Below are 18,139 nucleotides of genomic sequence, written 5' to 3'. Positions count from 1 at the left end.
ATTTTAAATAAAAAAGAATGTCAAGCAATCTATAAAATATTACTGAATTTTTTCTCTTGGAACATATAATTTTGAATCTTCTGACTTATCTTTGCACTCACATTCAATTTTTTTGTTTTTTTTCATAAGTACATATAAAGGTGCTATCAATAACATTGCTCCTAATCCTATCAAAACTCTATTTTGAGTTATAGGTTTTGACATATCTTCAACGCAAGCTTGTTGTAACAACCATATACTACCTAATATAGCTACTGTTGGTATAACAGGGCCAAAAGGAATTTTAAATGAAGCCTGGATATCTGCTCTTTTTCTTAAAACTATTACTGCTAAACAAGTTGGTATGTATTGAGCAAATCTGGCAATTACACTCATTACTGCAAGCTGTTCAAAACTTCCAGTTAATACAAGTGGTATGCAGAAGATTAAAGATATTATTATTGCTACATATGGAGCATCATATTTATTTGTTTTTCCTATAAATGCTGGAAGAGAGCCTTCTTCTGCTAGAGCAGAACCACACTTGGGAGTTACTATTGAAGAACCTATATTTATTCCAAATATAGATATTAATGTTGCTACAGATATAAATACTTTACCATAATTGCCTAAAAATACGCTTGAAGCGTCTGCGATTGGAATACTATTTTCAAATAATTTGTCTCCAAGTATACCCATACAGACAACTTGAATTAAGATATAAATTATTGCACATATAAATATTGTAGTTATTAATGCTATTGGAAGATTTTTTTTAGGATTATCCATTTCTCCACTTGCTACAACAAATGATTCAAATCCAGTAAACGCGTAAAATACTAATATTATAGCTGGTCCTATACTAGAATTTACAACATTGCCTGAAGGAACAACATTACCAAATTTTATAAAGAATATTCCTACTATTACAAAAACTATTAATGGTACTAATTTAGCTATGGTTATTACATTATTCATTATCTTTGTACTTTTAATTCCAAATAAGCTGTTTATTGAAAGTAATGTTACTAATGCCACTGCGATATATCCTTTATATTCAGTAGCAGCTTCTGGCCAAAATGCACCTAAAGCTGTTGCAAATCCTACTGCTAGTGTAGACCATGATATGATTCTAATAACCCAAGACATTGTACCAACTTCAAAACCTATAAAATCACCAAATGCCTTTTTGGAGTATAAATATGCACCTCCATTTTTGTCAAACATACTTCCAGCCTCTGCAAAACATAAAAGTATTGATAGAACCAGAAGTGTAGCAAAAATATATATAAATATACTATTTTGGCTCGCTAGATTGTAAACTTTACCTGGTAGTAAGAATATACCTGAACCTATGATACTATTAATTCCTAATAATATCATACTAAATAACCCTAATTTTTTAGCTTTTTCCATATTAATTTATCTCCTATTCTTTTATTAATTACCATATTAATTAAAATATAAAGTATTCATTACATGCATCATAACTCCTATTGGAAGACAATCCTCATCTACATTAAATTTAGAGGTATGAAGAGGTGAAGTCAGTCCTTTTTCCTCGTTTTTGCACCCTAAATGGAAGAATGCTCCTTTGCAATGTTCTGTATAAAAAGAAAAATCTTCACCACCTAATGAAGGGTTTGCTCTCAGTATAAATTTTTCTTCTCCAAGTAATTCCTTAGTACTTGAAATAACAGTATCTACTAATTCCCTTTCATTTATAACAGCAGGGTAATTTTCATCGCTCACGTGTAATGTTCCAATACATCCAAATGCAGATGCTGTATCTTCAACAATTTTAGTAATCTTATTAATTACAAAATCTCTTGTCTCACTATTTAAAGTTCTCAATGTACCCTCTAATTTTACATCTTCACATATTACATTATGTGCATCACCACCATATATTTTGCCTATAGTCAAAACTGCAGCATTATTTGGTTCTAGGTTTCTACTTATTATGGTTTGTAGTGATGTAACAATTTGTGAAGCTGTGACTATTGCATCAATACCATTTTCAGGATACGCACCATGAGCTCTTTTACCCTTAACACTTATTTCTATAGTATCAACACTTGCATTTAATGTGTCGTATTTCGTTTCAATAAATCCTGTTTTAATGTGTGGCATGACATGAAGCCCAAATATATAATCAGCTTTAGGGTTTTCTAAACACCCATCCTCAACCAAGAACTTTGCTCCACCAAAACCTTCTTCTGCTGGTTGAAATAAAAATTTTACATTTACATTTAGATTATCTTTCATTGAATAGAGTACTTTGCATGCTCCAAGTAACATTGTTGTATGCGCATCATGACCACAAGCGTGCATTTTTCCATTATGTATTGATTTATAAGGTATATCATTTTCTTCTTCTATAGGAAGCGCATCCATATCTGCTCTTATACAAATAGTTTTATCTGCATTTTCTTTTAAAATGTATGCCATAATTCCATTGTGTTTTGTAAATTCCATATAATCAATTCCTATTTCTTTTAAATAAGAAATGACTTTTTGTTTTGTAAGATTTTCCTCAAGAGCTAATTCTGGAATTCTATGTAATTCTCTTCTAATATCTATTAACCAAGGTTTTATAGAATTACAACTTTCTATTACAAAATCTTTTTCCAATTCTTTAACTTGATTTTTTAATTTTAAAGCTGGTTGCATTTTTATTCCTCCAATTGCTTTTTATTGTCTTGTTAATATAGTTAAGCAATTATTATGCCATGTTTTTTTACTTAAGAATTTTGTTTTTTATAAAAATATTGAATAAAAAAAATCATTATCTTGTATGAAAAGTATGAAAAATAAATATTATATTGCAATTTTCAGTAAAAAATTTTGTTTTGGTTAAAGATTGCACTATATATGAGTATTTATAAAAAAAATAGGAAAATTTTTATTTATCCTATTCCTATTAATTCCTATTAATTAAATAAAAATAGACTATAATTTTGATGTATTTAGCAAACAAAAAAATCTACTAAGGAGACAAACTATTCCCTAATAGATTTTTTATTTAATAGTTGATAAACTTATAGAGTTTCATACTTTAATTTACTATAAAATATTTCTCCTTTTTGAGTTATTTTACTTCCATATCTTCCCGAATTACAAATTATAAATTCTTCTTTTTTTAGATATTCAAATATTTTTTTTATTTTACCTTCAGTAATTTGAATATTTTTATCTAGTAATCTTTGCAAAATTAGTCCTCTACCAATACCAACATCTGATTCTTTATTTAAAATCAACAATTCTAGTATATTTAAAATATCATTTTTATTATACTTTAGTTTTAATGAGGAATTCTTATTATCTAAAGTCCTTAAGTTTGGAGGTAAGTCCTTTTCAAGTACAATATCATCACACATAATATTTAAGTAAGATGTTACATTTTGGAGTTCTCTTATATTACCTTTCCATTTATAGTTTTGTATAAGTTCTTTTGCCTCTGGTGTAATCAATAACTTTTTATTAATTAAATCTTCCATAATAATTAAGATATCTTCTTTTCTCTTCCTTAAAGGAGGTATATTTATTGGAATTGTATTTAATCTATAATATAAATCCTCTCTAAATCTACTATTATCAATCATTTGTTCTAGGTTTTTATTAGTAGCCGATATGATTCTAACATCTATGTTAATTATATCATGAGAACCAACAGGCATTATTTGTTTTTCTTGGAGAACTCTAAGTAGCTTTGTTTGTAGTTCTAAGGGCATGTCGCCAATTTCATCTAAGAATATAGTTCCATTATTTGCTAATTCAAATAATCCCTGTTTTCCTTCTTTTAGACCCCCAGTAAAAGTACCTTTATCATATCCAAATAACTGACTTTCTAGTAAGTTTTCAGGAACAGCTGCGCAATTTACTGCTATAAATGGCTGATTTTTTCTAGTTGAATTATTGTGTATAGATTGGGCTATGAGTTCTTTACCAGTTCCACTTTCACCTCTAATAAGTATACTTAAATCAGATTTAGAAACTTTTTTAGCTAAATCTATGCATTCAAGCATCTTTGGGCTATTTGTTTTTATATCTTTGAATGTATATTTCGCTATTTGCCCTTTTTCTCTTAATTTTTTAGTTAAATTTTGTTCCAGCTTTTTTATGTATGTTATTTCTTGTAAACTGTAATATGTACCCATTTTTTCATCTTTATTGTATATGTTTTTTTTATTTACATTTATATACTTTTTATCAAATATAATAACCTTGTCCAATATCTCTTTTTCACTTAATAAAACCTTTAAACTATCTATAAACACTTCTTGAATATATTTACCATAGATATCCTCTTTTATGTTTAAGATGTCTTTTACTTTACTATTATATGTATTTATTACACCATCTTTTGAAGTAAATAATATTCCATCTTTTGATAAGTTCAATATTGTATCTAATTCTTCTATCTTTAAAAACAGTTCTTTATATTTATCTTTTATACCTGTGTCTAAACTTATTATTTCTTCTGAGTATTTAACCAGATTAGACTGTATTTCTTTTGAGTCTATTTGTAATAAGTTTATTATTTCTATAAAGGTAGAAATATCTATATATCTATGACCTAAATCAAAAATATCTGAGATAGAACTAGGGACTTTTTCTGGAACTCCTGGAGTTATAGCTATCTTTATATCTTTATAATTATTTTCGTTCATATATGGAACTGGTCTAATATTAGTTACTCCAATCTTATAAAATAAGCTTATAGTCTCTAAAGTAGTTTCATCAGAATCATTTACAATTAAAGCATTTGTACCTTGTGGTAAGGATAATAAATCATATACTTTATCTTCCTTAAAAGTTCTTCTTATTACAATAACTTTTTTCTTGTCTAATATATTATTTATAATTTTTTCTAATCTTTCTACAGACATTACCAATATTACATCATCATTTATAATATCATCATTATTTATTTCATCTATAAAGTATCTGTTAATTTTTATGTAATCTCCAAAAACTAACTTTAAGTTATTTTCCAAAAAATCTATTAAATCTTTTCTGCTATCATTTACTAAAGCTACTGATTTTTTCATTGATTTCTCCTTATTTATATAATAAATAGTTTTTAATAATATTTACAGGAAGGTTATTTCCATAATCAATATATCTTATTGTATCTAAAATTGTACAAAACTTATATAATATTAACACTTAAACTATTAAACATTATTAATACTATAAAATAATTTAATTTTAATATCTTTTTTATATAACATCAATAACTTTATATCTAACCTTTTAAATTTAATAGCGTTTTATACAAAAAAGAAGGTGCCTAGATATGATTTTTTGAGAATCATACATAGAAACCTTCTTCCTTATAATTAAATCTTGTCACCAAATCCCCCTAATTGTTGCTTAAAATTCAAAATGTATGTATATTTTTCATTTCTATTCGATTAAATTATAATATACATCTAAAAAATTTATTTTAACAAATTCTATTGATAATACAATTTCATAAATATAGAATTATATTAAAATAAATAATATATGAAAATATATATGTATAAGTTTATTCTGCTTGAGTAGAATAGATTTGTCAAGATTAATTTAATTGTTATATTATCTTTTGTTAAAAATTAATCTAAATTAAAATATATAAATAGAATATTTTATACAATATATCATAAAAGGAGAATTTAATGAAAGCAGAAGAGACGAGCATATACCCAATTATTAAAAATAATTTAAATCAAGTATCCATTGTTGAATATAAAAAAGGGCAAAGATTTGTAGCATCAGATGAAGATTTGCAAGAAGTCTTTTTTATAATAGAGGGAGTTGCATTAGTAGAATGTTCCACTAGAGGAGGAAATAAATTTCTTGTTGATATTGTACCAGAAAATGAATTTATAGGTAAAATTAGTTATATATATGAACATAACTTGAAATGTGATATATTTGCAAAAACTAATATAAGATTATTTAGATTTAAAAAAGATGTATTTGATGAGTTATATCTTAAAAGAGATTTTATTGAATTATTTCACAGTAAATGTACAAGAAGAATATATGAGTTGTACAAAACTAGAATGGTAAGAGAATTATTTTCTTGTACGGAAGTTATTGCTTATTGTATCTTAAAAAAACAAGAGCATAGTATATGTAAAGCAAAGCATATTCGTAATTTTAGTGAAATTTATTCAATCAGTAGAAAAAGTAGATACCACTCCCTATTGAATTTAATTGAAAAGGGTATAATTAAAAAAATAGATAGCACATATGAAGTTTTGAATTATGATAAATTACATAGATTAGCCTTTGAAGTAAAGGAATTTTTAGAAGATAAATAGTTATTAATATTATTATTATTTAATTAAAATATAATATAATAATTTATATAAAAAATAAAAAATAGCTTCACTGAAAACTAGAAATAATTTAGCTGTTTTCAGTGATACTATTTTAAAGTATTATATACTACTAAAATACACTATTGTTATTAATCAATTTCCTTAACTATGTTAATAGCCCATTTTTTAGATAATGCTCTAGGTACCCCAAATATAAATTTTACAACTTCTTCACTGTAAGTGAGTAGAACAAGGATGAATATAGGTGCACCTTTAAATGCAGCTATAAAAGTTAAAGGAAGTGAAGCTAACCACATACATCCTAATTCTAAAAATAGAGCATATTTAGTATCTCCACCACTTCTCAAAATACCAATTATAATTAATGTATTAAATGATTTTAGAGCCATTAGTATACCCATTATAAAAAATATTTTAGTTATATCAGAAGACAAGCTATCAGAAACACTGAACATCTTTAATAATAATGGGATATTTAAAATTAAAATAACTCCAAGTATTAAACCAGCTAAAAACACTAGTATAGAAAATTTCTTAGCATATTCAATGGCTCTTTTGATATGGTCAGCACCAAGTTCATTACCAAGCATAATAGATGCACCAGATGCAATACATACAGCAGTCATTATAAAGAAGTTACCTGTACTAGTTGCTATTTGACTTGCTGCTATAGCAGATGTACCTGCTCTTGAATAAGCAACAGAATACAGGACAGTTCCAACTGCCCATGCAGAGTCATTTACAAATATAGGGAAACTCTTTGATGAAAAAGATTTGATAAAAATCTTATCGATAGCCTTTAGATTTTTCAACCCAAATTTTAATATATAGTCTTTTTTATAAAAATACACATAAGTAAGTATTAAAATTAATTCGCATATTCTTGCAATTACAGTTGCTAAAGCAGCTCCTTTTACACCTAATGCAGGAAGCCCTAAATTACCAAATATAAATCCATAATTTAAAATAACATTTGTTACAAGAGCAAATGCACTGCAAATCATACCCAACTTAGGATTCCTAACACCTCTAGAACCAGTACTAAATACTGTACTTATAGCTATCAATGGATAACTAAATACTGCGATACTAAAATAGTCTATACAAAGTCTTACAACCTCTGAATCATAAGAAAATATGTGTATTATTGGTTTTGGTGTTAGTAGAGCAGGGATAACAAATACAAAGCTTAAAGCAAGTGCTAATATACAGGTAAGACCTGTAACCTTTCTTATATTACTAATATCTTTTTTTCCATAAAACTGTGAAATAAAAACTCCAGCCCCGCCTGTAATACCAGACAGAGACATATTAAAAAGAAAGAAAAATTGGTTTGCAACTCCAACTGAAGCTACAGATACTTCACCTAAACTACTTATCATAACTGTATCTATTACATTTACAGATGTAGAAATTAAGTTTTGTATGATAATAGGTATACATAAAGATAGAAGTATCTTGTAAAACCTTTTATTTTCATCCTTTAAAGAAAACAATGCTTGCAAATAATCCTCTCCTTTTTACATAAACTCTTCCCACTCATCATATAGAGAGGAAAGTTCATTTTCTAAACTGATTTTTTCTTGACTGACTTCTTTAGCTTTCTCAGGATTAGAGTATACTTCTTCTTGACACAATAGCACATCTAATTCTTCAATTTTAAGTTCTAGTTTTTCAATTTCTTTTTCTATACTTTGCCTTTTTATCCTATTTTTCTTTTCTGATTCTCTTTGTTCTCTTTCTTTTCTTTTTTCATCTTTTATTTGAGTCCTTGTTTTTTCTTCTTTCTCTTCAACAATACTCATTTCTTGAACTTGTCTTTTCTTATCAATATAATAATCATAGTTACCTAAATATTCAGTAACTCCATCTTCATCTAAAACAAGAATCTTATCTACAACAGTATTTAGAAAATATCTATCATGTGATATTGTAAATATAGTACCATCATAATTAGTTAATGCTTCCTCAAGAACCTCTTTAGAATCAATATCTAGATGGTTAGTAGGCTCATCTAACAATAAGAAATTTGCATTTGATAATATAAGTTTAAGTATAGCCACTCTAGCTCTTTCTCCACCACTTAATGTAGAAATTTTCTTGAAAACTTCTTCATCAACAAATAAAAATGCTCCTAACATATTTCTTAAAGTGGTTTGAGTAAGATGATTATTGTTTTCCCAAATTTCATCAATTATAGTGTTATCCAAATTAAGAGTTTTTTGTTCCTGATGGAAGTAAGAAACATGGACATTAGTTCCAAATTTAATATTACCATTAATAGGTTGTAGCTCATTAGTTATTATTTTAAATAATGTAGACTTACCAATGCCATTTGCACCTATGAGAGCAACTTTCTCTCCTCTATATATGTCTAAGTTTAAATCTTTAAAAAGTATTCTTTTTCCATATCCCATAGAGACGTCTCTAATTTGAAGGACATCATTCCCACTTTGAACAGATGGAGTAAATTGTATACGAGCTTTTTTTCTATAAGCTTCTGGCTTATCTAAAACATCCACTTTATCCAATGCTTTTTCTTTGCTTCTTGCACGTTTTAGGTGCTTTTCCCGACCATACGCCTTTAGTCTTTCAATAGATTCTTCTTGTTTTTTTATTTCTTTTTGTTGGTCTTCGAATTTTTTTAGTTCTAGTTCTTTTTCTATTTTAGACAGTTCAACAAATTTAGAATAGTTACCATTATATACTCTAAGTCTTTTATTGTGAATTTCAAAAATTCTATTTACAGCTTGGTCTAAGAAATATCTATCATGAGATATTAGCATAACAGTACCTTTGTATTGTTTTAAAAATACTTCTAACCATTCTATTGCTTCAGAATCTAAGTGGTTAGTAGGCTCGTCAAGTAATAATAAAGTTGGTTTTTTAAGAAGTAATTTTCCTAAAAGAACCCTAGTTTTTTCACCACCAGAAAGTATACTTATTGGTTTATCCATATCATTGTCACTAAATCCTAATCCTTTTAAAACTCCCTTAGCTTCAGACTTATATCCATATCCATTTAAATCTGAAAATAATTCCAACTTATGTGAATATTCATCCATGATTTTTTCTAAAATTGGAGAGTTTGTTTTTGTGCTTTCCTCAGATATTTTAACTTCCAATTCTCTTAAATAGGACTCCATATCTATCAAATCTTTAAAAACTTCCAACACTTCTTCTAAAATGGTATTATCCGAATAAAAATTGGTATTTTGTTCTAAATATCCGATTTCACAATCTTTAGAAGTGTAAATATCTCCACTATCATAGCCATAAATTCCTGATATTATTTTAAATAAAGTAGTTTTTCCAGTACCATTAATGCCAATTATACCAATTTTATCGCCTTCATTTACTGTAAAACTAATATTTTCCAATATAGAATCTATACCAAAACTTTTATTTAAGTTGTTACATGACAAAACAATCATAAATTTCTACCTCCTTGAACTATCTAAAATTATAATGTTTTGATATAATATAATCAAGGTTATATGTATTAGTTTTGAAAAAGAAATATTTTATTGTGAATCAAACAAAAAAGAGGACACTTTTAGGAGGTGAAAATGTTGGGAAATAAAAATATATCAATGGCAGTTATAAGAAGGCTCCCAAAATATCATAGATATCTTGGAGACTTATTAGATAGGGATATACAAAGAATATCTTCTAAAGAATTGAGTGATATAATAGGTTTTACTGCTTCTCAAATAAGACAAGATTTGAACAACTTTGGTGGATTTGGACAACAAGGGTATGGTTATAATGTAGAGGCCCTTCATACTGAGATAGGTAAAATACTTGGATTAGACCGACCATATAATGCAGTTCTTGTAGGAGCAGGTAACTTAGGACAAGCTATAGCCAATTATGCAGGATTTAGAAAAGCTGGATTCGAGATAAAAGCTTTATTTGATGCAAATCCTAGAATGATAGGTTTAAAGATAAGAGAATTTGAAGTGTTAGATTCAGACACTTTAGAAGAGTTTATAAAAAACAATGATATAGATATTGCTGTATTATGTATACCTAAAAATGGAGCACAAGAAGTTATTAATAGAGTTGTAAAAGCTGGAATAAAAGGTGTATGGAATTTTGCACCATTAGATTTAGAAGTTCCGAAAGGTGTTATAGTTGAAAATGTAAACCTAACAGAAAGCTTATTTACTTTATCATATTTGATGAAAGAAGGAAAGTAGACAACTTAAACATATTAATAATAAGTAACTATGAAGAGTATTGAGAAAGTCAGAAGATTTAATATTAAATCATCTGGCTTTTTAAAATATTAGGATAAAAGTTTAAATAATGTATGCAAATAAATAATATTAGGGAGCGTGAGTTTTGTGGAGGAATTATGGAAAAAAGCAATTGAATTTCATGGTCATGAATGTCCAGGTTTAGCTATAGGATTTAAAGCGGCACTTGCAGCAAGAGAATATTTAGGATGTAAACAATCAGGAGATGAGGAAATTGTATGTATTTCTGAAAATGATGCATGTGGAATAGATGGTATACAAGTTGTATTAAGTTGTACAATGGGTAAAGGGAATTTGCTGCTTAGAATGACAGGGAAATCAGTATACCATTTTTTTAATAGGGAAAATGGAAAGTCTATAAGAATATATGTAAAGTCAAAACCATTTGATATGGATAGAGAAGGGTATAAAAAATACTTATTGGAAAGTGAATTTGAAGATATATTTGAAATTACAGACACAAAATTAAGACTTCCAGAAAAGGCAAGAATATTTAAGTCTCTTAAATGTGAAGTGTGTGGAGAGTTTGCACCTGAGCAATATATAAGAATTCAAGATAGTAAGAAGGTATGTCTTGATTGCTTTAGCAAATACGAAAGATTTTATGAAGAGGGAAAAGAAACATCAAATTAAAGATATTAGGTTTATACATAACAATAAAAGAGTCAAAGAAAAGGATTATATACAATACTATTAAATTTATACAATAGAAATAAATGCTTTATTTCAATGGAGTAAAGTAATGATATTTAAAAGTAAATATTATTTAATTTATATATAATAAAAAGAGACTGATTAATATTGATAAAATCAAATTAAGCCAGTCTCTTTATGAATAACCAATTATTATTCTGGTTGAGGTGCATCTACAGGACAAGCTCCTGCACAAGAACCACAGTCTATACAAGAACCAGCATCTATAACATATGCGTCGTCTCCAGCTGATATACAGCTAACAGGGCATTCAGCCTCACAAGCACCACAGCTTATACAAGCGTCAGTAATTTTATATGCCATTTTGAAATCCTCCCTTTTATATGTATTGTAATTCAATAACATTATAACAAATATTATTGAATATAACAATTAAATTAATTCTACAACAAAAACTTTATTATGATATTCTTATTTTAAAGTTTTACAATAAAGTTTAATCTGCTTATATTTTTATTTATCTTAGAGAAGTTTACCTTAAAAATAAAATTAAAGTTTAAAAGCTATGTATGGAGTACATTTAAAAATGTTATACTTTTAAAAGAGTATATTTTATTAAGAATTTATTGCTTTAAAGGAGATTTAACATGAAAAATAAGTTAGTTTACATATGTATTATGAGTTTATTGTTATTTGTAGTAGGGTGTTCTAATAATTCTGAGAAGGAAAATAACATTAAAAAAGATTCTAATAATAATCAAAGTCAGGTTGAAGAACAAAAAAGAGAGCCTGTAAAACAAGATATAACTATAAGTTTTGCTGGTGATGTAACTATGGGAAACTATAAAGGTTCATCATACTATGGTAGTTTCGACCATGAATTTGAAAGACAAGGAAAAGATTATGATTATTTTCTTAAAAATGTAAAATCTATATTTGAAAAAGATGATTTAACAGTAGTTAACTTAGAAGGTCCTCTTACTAATGCATCAAAGGCGAAAGAGAAGAAGTTTGCATTTAAAGGCAAACCAGAATATATAAACATTTTGAAGTCTGGAAGTGTAGAGGCAGTAAGTGTTGCAAATAACCATTCAGAGGATTATTTTGAAGAAGGTATGAAAGATACAAAGTTCATACTGGATGAAAATAAGATAAATTATTTTGGTTTAGGTAAAGACGCAGTAATAGATGTTAATGGAATTAAAGTAGGTTTATTGGGATATAATGGATTGTCAACTGAATACAATGAAAAAAACTTAAAACAAATGGAAGATGATATTAAAGCCATAAAGGAGAAGTCAGATGTTGTTATGGTTTATTTTCACTGGGGAATAGAACTGGAATATTCTCCAGATAAAAAACAAAAAGATTTTGCTCATTATGCAATAGATAAGGGTGCAGACCTGGTTATAGGTTCTCATCCTCATGTAGTTCAAGGGATAGAAAAGTATAAAGATAAGTATATAGCTTACAGTTTAGGAAATTTTTGTTTTGGAGGAAATAAGAATCCTTCTGATACAGATAGCTATATATATCAACAAACTTTTACCTTCTCAGATAATAAACTATCTTCAATTAAAGAGCCAAATATAATACCAACAGCAATAACATCTAGTAGTTCTAGGAATAATTATCAACCAAAAGTACTAGATGGAAGTGAGAAAGATAGAGTTTTAAATAAGCTAGAAAAAATAAGTAAAGATTTAAATAATTAAAAGTGTAAAAAAAAATAAATATATATATTTATTTTAATAATTTATATTTTGTTTTAAAGTTGGGAAAACGTGGTATTAAATAAGTAGATTTTAATAGTTAAATTATAGTCAATTGCTATAATACTATCAAATCTACTTTTTTAATATAAAAATATAAGGGGGAATTTGTAATGGCTTGTAACACTTGTAAAATGTGCGAAAGTGCGGACAAGAAATTAGAAAGTTTTGTAGCTTCAAAGGATGTTGAAACAGCATTTCATAGAACAGAAGATCAAAAGGTTAAATGTGGTTTTGGACTTCAAGGAGTCTGTTGTAGACTCTGTTCAAATGGACCATGTAGAGTAACTCCAAAATCACCAAGAGGTGTATGTGGAGCAGATGCAGATACTATAGTAGCAAGAAACTTTTTAAGAGCAGTAGCATCAGGAGCAGCTTGTTATTTACATGTGGTAGAAAATACAGCTAAGAATTTAAAAAATGTTGGAATAACTAAAGGTGTTATTAAGGGAGAAAAAACATTAAATCAATTAGCAGAGATGTTTGGAATAGAAAGTGATGAAAAATACGATAAATGTATAAAAGTAGCTGATAAAGTTATAAATGATTTATATAAATCAAGAGATGACAAGATGGAATTAGTAGAAAAAATAGCTTATGCACCTAGAGTAAAAAAATGGAAAGAGTTAGGCATAATGCCTGGTGGTGCAAAATCAGAAGTATTTGATGCAATAGTAAAATCATCAACAAACTTAAACAGTGACCCAGTAGACATGTTAGTTAACTGTTTAAATTTAGGAATATCAACAGGGTTATATGGTCTTACTCTAACGAATCTTTTAAATGATGTTATGTTAGGAGAACCAGTTATAAGAATGGCTCCTGTAGGATTTAATGTAATAGATCCAGACTACATAAATATAATGATAACAGGTCATCAACATTCAACATTTGCAAATTTCCAAGATAGATTAAAAGATGAAGATGTTATAAAGTTAGCTCAATCTGTTGGGGCAAAAGGATTTAAGTTAGTAGGATGTACATGTGTTGGTCAAGACTTACAATTAAGAGGAGAACATTATCAAGAAGTATTTGCTGGTCATGCGGGTAATAACTTTACAAGTGAAGCTGTTTTATCAACTGGAGCAATAGATATAGTTCTTTCTGAATTTAACTGTACTATACCTGGACTTGAGCCAATAGCAGATAAGTATAAAGTAAAAATGGTTTGCTTAGATGATGTTGCTAAAAAAGCAAATGCAGAATATATAGAATTAGATAGAAGTAATTTAGATGAACTTAGTAATTCATTAATACAAAAATCACTAGAATCTTATAAGGAGAGAAGAGGAAGTGTTGAAATAGATATACCAAAAGACCATGGATTTGAGCAGTCTTTAACTGGTGTAAGTGAAAAGAATTTAAAAGCATTTTTAGGAGATTCATGGAAACCTCTTATTAATTTAATTGCAGAAGGAAAAATTAAAGGGGTTGCAGCTGTTGTAGGATGTTCAAATATGACAGCAGGAGGTCATGATATAAATACTGTTGAATTGACTAAGGAGTTAATTAAAAAAGATATTATAGTACTTTCAGCAGGATGTTCTACTGGAGGATTAGAAAATGTTGGTCTTATGTCACCTGGAGCAGAAGAATTAGCAGGGGAAAACTTAAAAGAAGTATGTAAGACTTTAGGAATACCACCAGTATTAAATTTCGGGCCATGTTTAGCTATAGGTAGACTTGAAATAGTAGCAACAGAGTTAGCGGCTGAGCTTGGAATAGATTTACCACAATTACCATTAGTGCTTTCAGCTCCACAATGGTTGGAAGAACAAGCATTAGCTGATGGAGCTTTTGGACTTGCTCTTGGTTTACCTCTTCATTTAGCATTACCTCCATTTATAACAGGAGGAAAGTTAGTAACAGAGGTATTAACAGAAAAATTAAAAGACTTAACAGGAGGACATGTTATAGTGAATCCAGATCCTAAATCTTCAGCTGATCAATTAGAACAAATAATAATAGACAGAAGAAAAAATTTAGGGTTAAAGGATGTGGAATGTAATGCATAGAATTTTTATAAATAAAGATTTATGTACAGGCTGTAAAAGTTGTGTATTAGCTTGTATGTTAAAGCATAATAAAGATTATAACATGTATACTCTTGATTTAGAAAATGTAGATAATGATAGTAGAGGGCATATAGAACTAGATAGCAAACATAATAATCCAGTTCCAATTCTTTGCAGACACTGTGATGAGCCAGAATGTGCTTTAGCATGTATGAGTGGTGCAATGCATAAAGATAGTCAGAGTGGAATCGTTTCATATGATGAAGAAAAATGTGGTTCATGTTATATGTGTGTAATGTCTTGTCCATATGGATTATTAAAACCAGATGATAGAAGCAAGCAAAACATACTTAAATGTGATTTATGTAAAGATGAAGAATATCCTAGATGTGTAGCTAATTGTCCAAGTGGTGCAATTGAATTACAGAAGGAGGAAAATGATGAATTATGTAGTGTTAGGGGCTAGTGCTGCTGGTATAAATGCAGCAAAAACATTGAGAGAATTAGATAAAGATTCTAATATAGTGGTAATTTCTAAAGATGAAAATATATACTCAAGATGTATGCTACATCATGTTATATCTGAACACAGAACTTTAAAGCAAATAAACTTTGTTGATGAAGACTTTATGGAGAAAAACAACATAAACTGGATTTCAGGTAAAACGGTTAAAGGAATAGATACAGATAAAAAACTAGTTCAAATGGAAGACATCGCTGTAAATTATGATAAGCTTTTAATAGCTACAGGTGCATCTTCTGCTATTCCTCCTATAAAGAATTTAAGAGAAGGAAATTTTGTATACTCTGTAAGAAACATAGATGATATTTATAAAATAAAAGAGAAGGCAGAAAAATCAAAGAAAGTTGTTATAATAGGGGCAGGATTAGTTGGAATAGATGCTTTAATTGGTCTATTTAAATATGAACAGCTGGATATTTCAGTGGCCTTTATGGAAAAATATATTCTAGATAGACAATTAGATGAATATACAGCATCAGTATACGAAAATAAATTTAAAGAAAAAGGCGTAAAATTTTATCCAAGTGCATCAATACAAGAAATTGTTTTAGATGATAGTAAAGATGTTAAAGGTGTTGCATTTTCAAATGGAGAAATTCTTGATGCAGACATGGTAATCGTAGCTACAGGAGTGAAACCTAATGCTGACTTTTTAGATGAAACAGGAATAGAATATGATAGAGGCATAATAATAGATGATAGATGCCAAACAACGCAAAAAGATATCTATGCAGCAGGGGATGTTGTAGGTAAAAATGCTATCTGGCCTATAGCTGTAAAACAAGGAATTATAGCTGCACACAATATGGTTGGAAAAGATAAAAAGGTAGAAGATGAATTTGCTTTTAAAAATAGTATGAATTTTATGGATATACCAACCATTTCTATAGGCATGAATACACCTGTAGATGATAGTTATAAAGTATTAACTAGACATGGAAATGATTGTTATAAAAAGTTTATTTTTAAAGATAATATAATCTATGGAGCAGTTATACAAGGAGATATTTCATATGTAGGTGTATTAACTTATTTGATAAAAAATAAGGTTGAAATATCTGATTTAGAAAATAGGATATTTGATGTGTGTTATGCAGACTTCTTTAACATAAAAGAAAATGGAGAGTTTTGTTATAGTGTATAATACATAGCTGAATAGAAGCTTATAAAGAATATAATAAATAGAGCTATTTTAATATAGAGAATTTTTACTTTATAAAAATCTTTACTTAAAGATAGCTCTATTTTTATAATTAAGTTCAAAATTTGATTAATTTATAAAAATATCTATTTTGAACAAGAATACATGTAATCTCTAGTTAGAGGTAAATCATTTTTTATGCCTTTAGTGAAAAGTATTTGATGTATATCTATAATGCCAGTATTAAAAGCAGCAGCACAAGAACAAAGATATAAATCCCACATTCTTATAAATTTATCATCAAACATTTCTTTAATCTTAGGAAGATTATCATAGAAATTTTCATGCCAAGATAATAAAGTTTTTACATAATGTAATCTTAAACTTTCAACATCTATAGTATGATAGTTATAATCGCTACAAATATGTATCATTTCTCTTAAGCTAGGGATAACTCCACCTGGGAAAATATATTTTTTTATCCAAGGGTCTCCATAAGATTCTTTTAAGCCACTTATATAGTGAAGCAAAAATAATCCACTATCTTTTAGGACAGCATTTACATTTTTAATAAAAAGTTCATAGTTTTCTCTGCCAACATGTTCAAGCATACCAACGCTAACAACTCTATCAAATGTAAGGTTTGATTCTTTAAGTTCTCGATAGTCCATAAGTTTTACTTCAAGGTAATCTTGAAGATTCTCTTCTTTAATTCTAGTATTAAACTCTTTAAATTGTTCTTCGCTAAGTGTAATTCCCACACCATGAATTTTATATTTTTTTGCAGCTTCTATTAATAGAAATCCCCATCCACAACCAATATCAAGAAGACTCATACCTTCTTCTAAATTTAGTTTAGTTAATATGTGATGAACTTTATTAACCTGAGCCTCGTAAAGATTATCATTATCATCTTTAAAATATGCACAAGAATAACTAAGTGTTTTGTCTAGCCATAAACTATAAAAATCATTTCCAATGTCATAATGAGCGTGTATTTCCTTCTTTTGATGTCTCATCGAATTAGATGAATGTAGCAAATGTTTTACAGCTGAGTTATCAATACTAAATTTGTCTATTTGTTTTAGAAGTAGATTTAAGGTTAAAAATAAATCTCCTTCAATTTCAATGTCTCTATTTATATAGGCCTCTCCAAGTGCTAAAGATGTACTTTTTAATAATTCAGATTTGCTAATATCATTATTTACAATAACTTTAAATTGAGGAGAGCTATCTCCAACTAGAAATTCTTCCCCGTCTTTAAGCCTAACTAGAAATGGTGTTTCATTAAATTTTTCTAAATAGTCTTTTAAAAAATTTTTTGTAATGTTCATATTACCAGCTCCTTTTAATGTAAATCCAGTAAGTTTTCCTTGCTTTAAAGTATATTATATTCCTTTTTTTTAAAAAGTAAAATTTTTTTTGTTGATTTTTCGTTGAATCAACTTTTTACTT

The 18,139-nt window shown here is 27.9% G+C and carries 14 protein-coding genes; 7 read left to right on the top strand and 7 right to left on the bottom strand.

Annotation, left to right across the window (positions count from 1 at the left end; all coding sequences use genetic code 11):
* Window positions 1–39 precede the first annotated feature (39 nt).
* The 3 genes from IC174_RS17230 to IC174_RS17220 form a co-directional block, all read right to left on the bottom strand.
* Window positions 40–1,395 carry an APC family permease gene (locus tag IC174_RS17230; protein ID WP_227483544.1) on the bottom strand — a complete coding sequence of 452 codons (1,356 nt, stop codon included), beginning with the start codon at window positions 1,393–1,395 and terminating at the stop codon, window positions 40–42.
* Window positions 1,396–1,431: 36 nt separating this feature from the next.
* Entirely contained in the window at window positions 1,432–2,652 is a 1,221-nt protein-coding gene (locus tag IC174_RS17225; protein ID WP_227483543.1) for a M20 family metallopeptidase, read from the bottom strand.
* A gap of 368 nt (window positions 2,653–3,020) precedes the next feature.
* Window positions 3,021–5,033, bottom strand: a complete 2,013-nt coding sequence (locus IC174_RS17220; protein WP_227483542.1) for a sigma 54-interacting transcriptional regulator — start codon at window positions 5,031–5,033, stop codon at window positions 3,021–3,023.
* 612 nt (window positions 5,034–5,645) lie between these two features.
* Here IC174_RS17220 and IC174_RS17215 point away from each other — a divergent pair.
* Window positions 5,646–6,296 carry a Crp/Fnr family transcriptional regulator gene (locus tag IC174_RS17215; protein WP_227434583.1) on the top strand — a complete coding sequence of 217 codons (651 nt, stop codon included), beginning with the start codon at window positions 5,646–5,648 and terminating at the stop codon, window positions 6,294–6,296.
* Between the two features lie 149 nt (window positions 6,297–6,445).
* Here IC174_RS17215 and IC174_RS17210 read toward each other — a convergent pair whose 3' ends face one another.
* A complete protein-coding gene (locus IC174_RS17210) occupies window positions 6,446–7,822 on the bottom strand; it encodes an MATE family efflux transporter (RefSeq protein WP_227483541.1) in 1,377 nt (458 codons plus the stop codon).
* A 15-nt stretch (window positions 7,823–7,837) separates the two neighbouring features.
* On the bottom strand, window positions 7,838–9,751 hold the full coding sequence (locus IC174_RS17205) for an ABC-F family ATP-binding cassette domain-containing protein (RefSeq protein ID WP_227483540.1): 1,914 nt from the start codon (window positions 9,749–9,751) through the stop codon (window positions 7,838–7,840).
* Between the two features lie 135 nt (window positions 9,752–9,886).
* Between IC174_RS17205 and IC174_RS17200 the strand changes: the two genes are divergently transcribed.
* Together IC174_RS17200 and IC174_RS17195 are read left to right on the top strand one after the other, a co-directional pair.
* Entirely contained in the window at window positions 9,887–10,519 is a 633-nt protein-coding gene (locus tag IC174_RS17200; RefSeq protein WP_227434586.1) for a redox-sensing transcriptional repressor Rex, read from the top strand.
* Window positions 10,520–10,666: 147 nt separating this feature from the next.
* Window positions 10,667–11,212, top strand: a complete 546-nt coding sequence (locus IC174_RS17195; protein ID WP_413926949.1) for an FmdE family protein — start codon at window positions 10,667–10,669, stop codon at window positions 11,210–11,212.
* Window positions 11,213–11,425: 213 nt separating this feature from the next.
* On the opposite strand, the gene IC174_RS17190 is transcribed toward IC174_RS17195, so the two are convergent.
* Window positions 11,426–11,596: a DUF362 domain-containing protein gene (locus tag IC174_RS17190; RefSeq protein ID WP_009888017.1), complete on the bottom strand. Its 171-nt coding sequence runs from the start codon at window positions 11,594–11,596 to the stop codon at window positions 11,426–11,428.
* Between the two features lie 284 nt (window positions 11,597–11,880).
* Here IC174_RS17190 and IC174_RS17185 point away from each other — a divergent pair, with 284 nt between their 5' ends.
* The 4 genes from IC174_RS17185 (at window position 11,881) to IC174_RS17170 (ending at window position 16,687) form a co-directional block, all read left to right on the top strand.
* Complete coding sequence (locus tag IC174_RS17185; protein WP_227483538.1) at window positions 11,881–12,948, top strand: CapA family protein; 1,068 nt, start codon at window positions 11,881–11,883, stop codon at window positions 12,946–12,948.
* A gap of 170 nt (window positions 12,949–13,118) precedes the next feature.
* Window positions 13,119–15,020, top strand: coding sequence for an anaerobic carbon-monoxide dehydrogenase catalytic subunit (gene cooS, locus IC174_RS17180; protein ID WP_227434598.1), 1,902 nt, complete (start codon window positions 13,119–13,121; stop codon window positions 15,018–15,020).
* Complete coding sequence (locus IC174_RS17175) at window positions 15,013–15,486, top strand: 4Fe-4S dicluster domain-containing protein (RefSeq protein WP_227434599.1); 474 nt, start codon at window positions 15,013–15,015, stop codon at window positions 15,484–15,486. Before cooS ends, IC174_RS17175 begins: the two co-directional genes overlap by 8 nt.
* Window positions 15,461–16,687, top strand: a complete 1,227-nt coding sequence (locus IC174_RS17170) for an NAD(P)/FAD-dependent oxidoreductase (RefSeq protein WP_227434600.1) — start codon at window positions 15,461–15,463, stop codon at window positions 16,685–16,687. The genes IC174_RS17175 and IC174_RS17170 overlap by 26 nt, the downstream gene beginning before the upstream one ends.
* A gap of 143 nt (window positions 16,688–16,830) precedes the next feature.
* On the opposite strand, the gene IC174_RS17165 is transcribed toward IC174_RS17170, so the two are convergent.
* Window positions 16,831–18,018, bottom strand: a complete 1,188-nt coding sequence (locus tag IC174_RS17165) for an SAM-dependent methyltransferase (protein WP_227434601.1) — start codon at window positions 18,016–18,018, stop codon at window positions 16,831–16,833.
* Window positions 18,019–18,139 lie beyond the last annotated feature (121 nt).

The sequence above is a fragment of the Clostridioides sp. ES-S-0001-03 genome (assembly GCF_020676075.1).
Lineage (GTDB): Bacteria > Bacillota > Clostridia > Peptostreptococcales > Peptostreptococcaceae > Clostridioides.
The sequence above is the reverse complement of the archived record's forward strand: the minus strand, read 5'-3'. Positions and strand labels throughout refer to the sequence as shown.

Coding starts and splice junctions, on each gene's coding strand:
- IC174_RS17230 (WP_227483544.1), bottom strand. CDS start 1,395: ATGGAAAAAGCTAAAAAATTAGGGTTATTTAGTATGATATTATTAGGA.
- IC174_RS17225 (WP_227483543.1), bottom strand. CDS start 2,652: ATGCAACCAGCTTTAAAATTAAAAAATCAAGTTAAAGAATTGGAAAAA.
- IC174_RS17220 (WP_227483542.1), bottom strand. CDS start 5,033: ATGAAAAAATCAGTAGCTTTAGTAAATGATAGCAGAAAAGATTTAATA.
- IC174_RS17215 (WP_227434583.1), top strand. CDS start 5,646: ATGAAAGCAGAAGAGACGAGCATATACCCAATTATTAAAAATAATTTA.
- IC174_RS17205 (WP_227483540.1), bottom strand. CDS start 9,751: ATGATTGTTTTGTCATGTAACAACTTAAATAAAAGTTTTGGTATAGAT.
- IC174_RS17200 (WP_227434586.1), top strand. CDS start 9,887: ATGTTGGGAAATAAAAATATATCAATGGCAGTTATAAGAAGGCTCCCA.
- IC174_RS17190 (WP_009888017.1), bottom strand. CDS start 11,596: ATGGCATATAAAATTACTGACGCTTGTATAAGCTGTGGTGCTTGTGAG.
- IC174_RS17185 (WP_227483538.1), top strand. CDS start 11,881: ATGAAAAATAAGTTAGTTTACATATGTATTATGAGTTTATTGTTATTT.
- cooS (WP_227434598.1), top strand. CDS start 13,119: ATGGCTTGTAACACTTGTAAAATGTGCGAAAGTGCGGACAAGAAATTA.
- IC174_RS17175 (WP_227434599.1), top strand. CDS start 15,013: ATGCATAGAATTTTTATAAATAAAGATTTATGTACAGGCTGTAAAAGT.
- IC174_RS17170 (WP_227434600.1), top strand. CDS start 15,461: ATGAATTATGTAGTGTTAGGGGCTAGTGCTGCTGGTATAAATGCAGCA.
- IC174_RS17165 (WP_227434601.1), bottom strand. CDS start 18,018: ATGAACATTACAAAAAATTTTTTAAAAGACTATTTAGAAAAATTTAAT.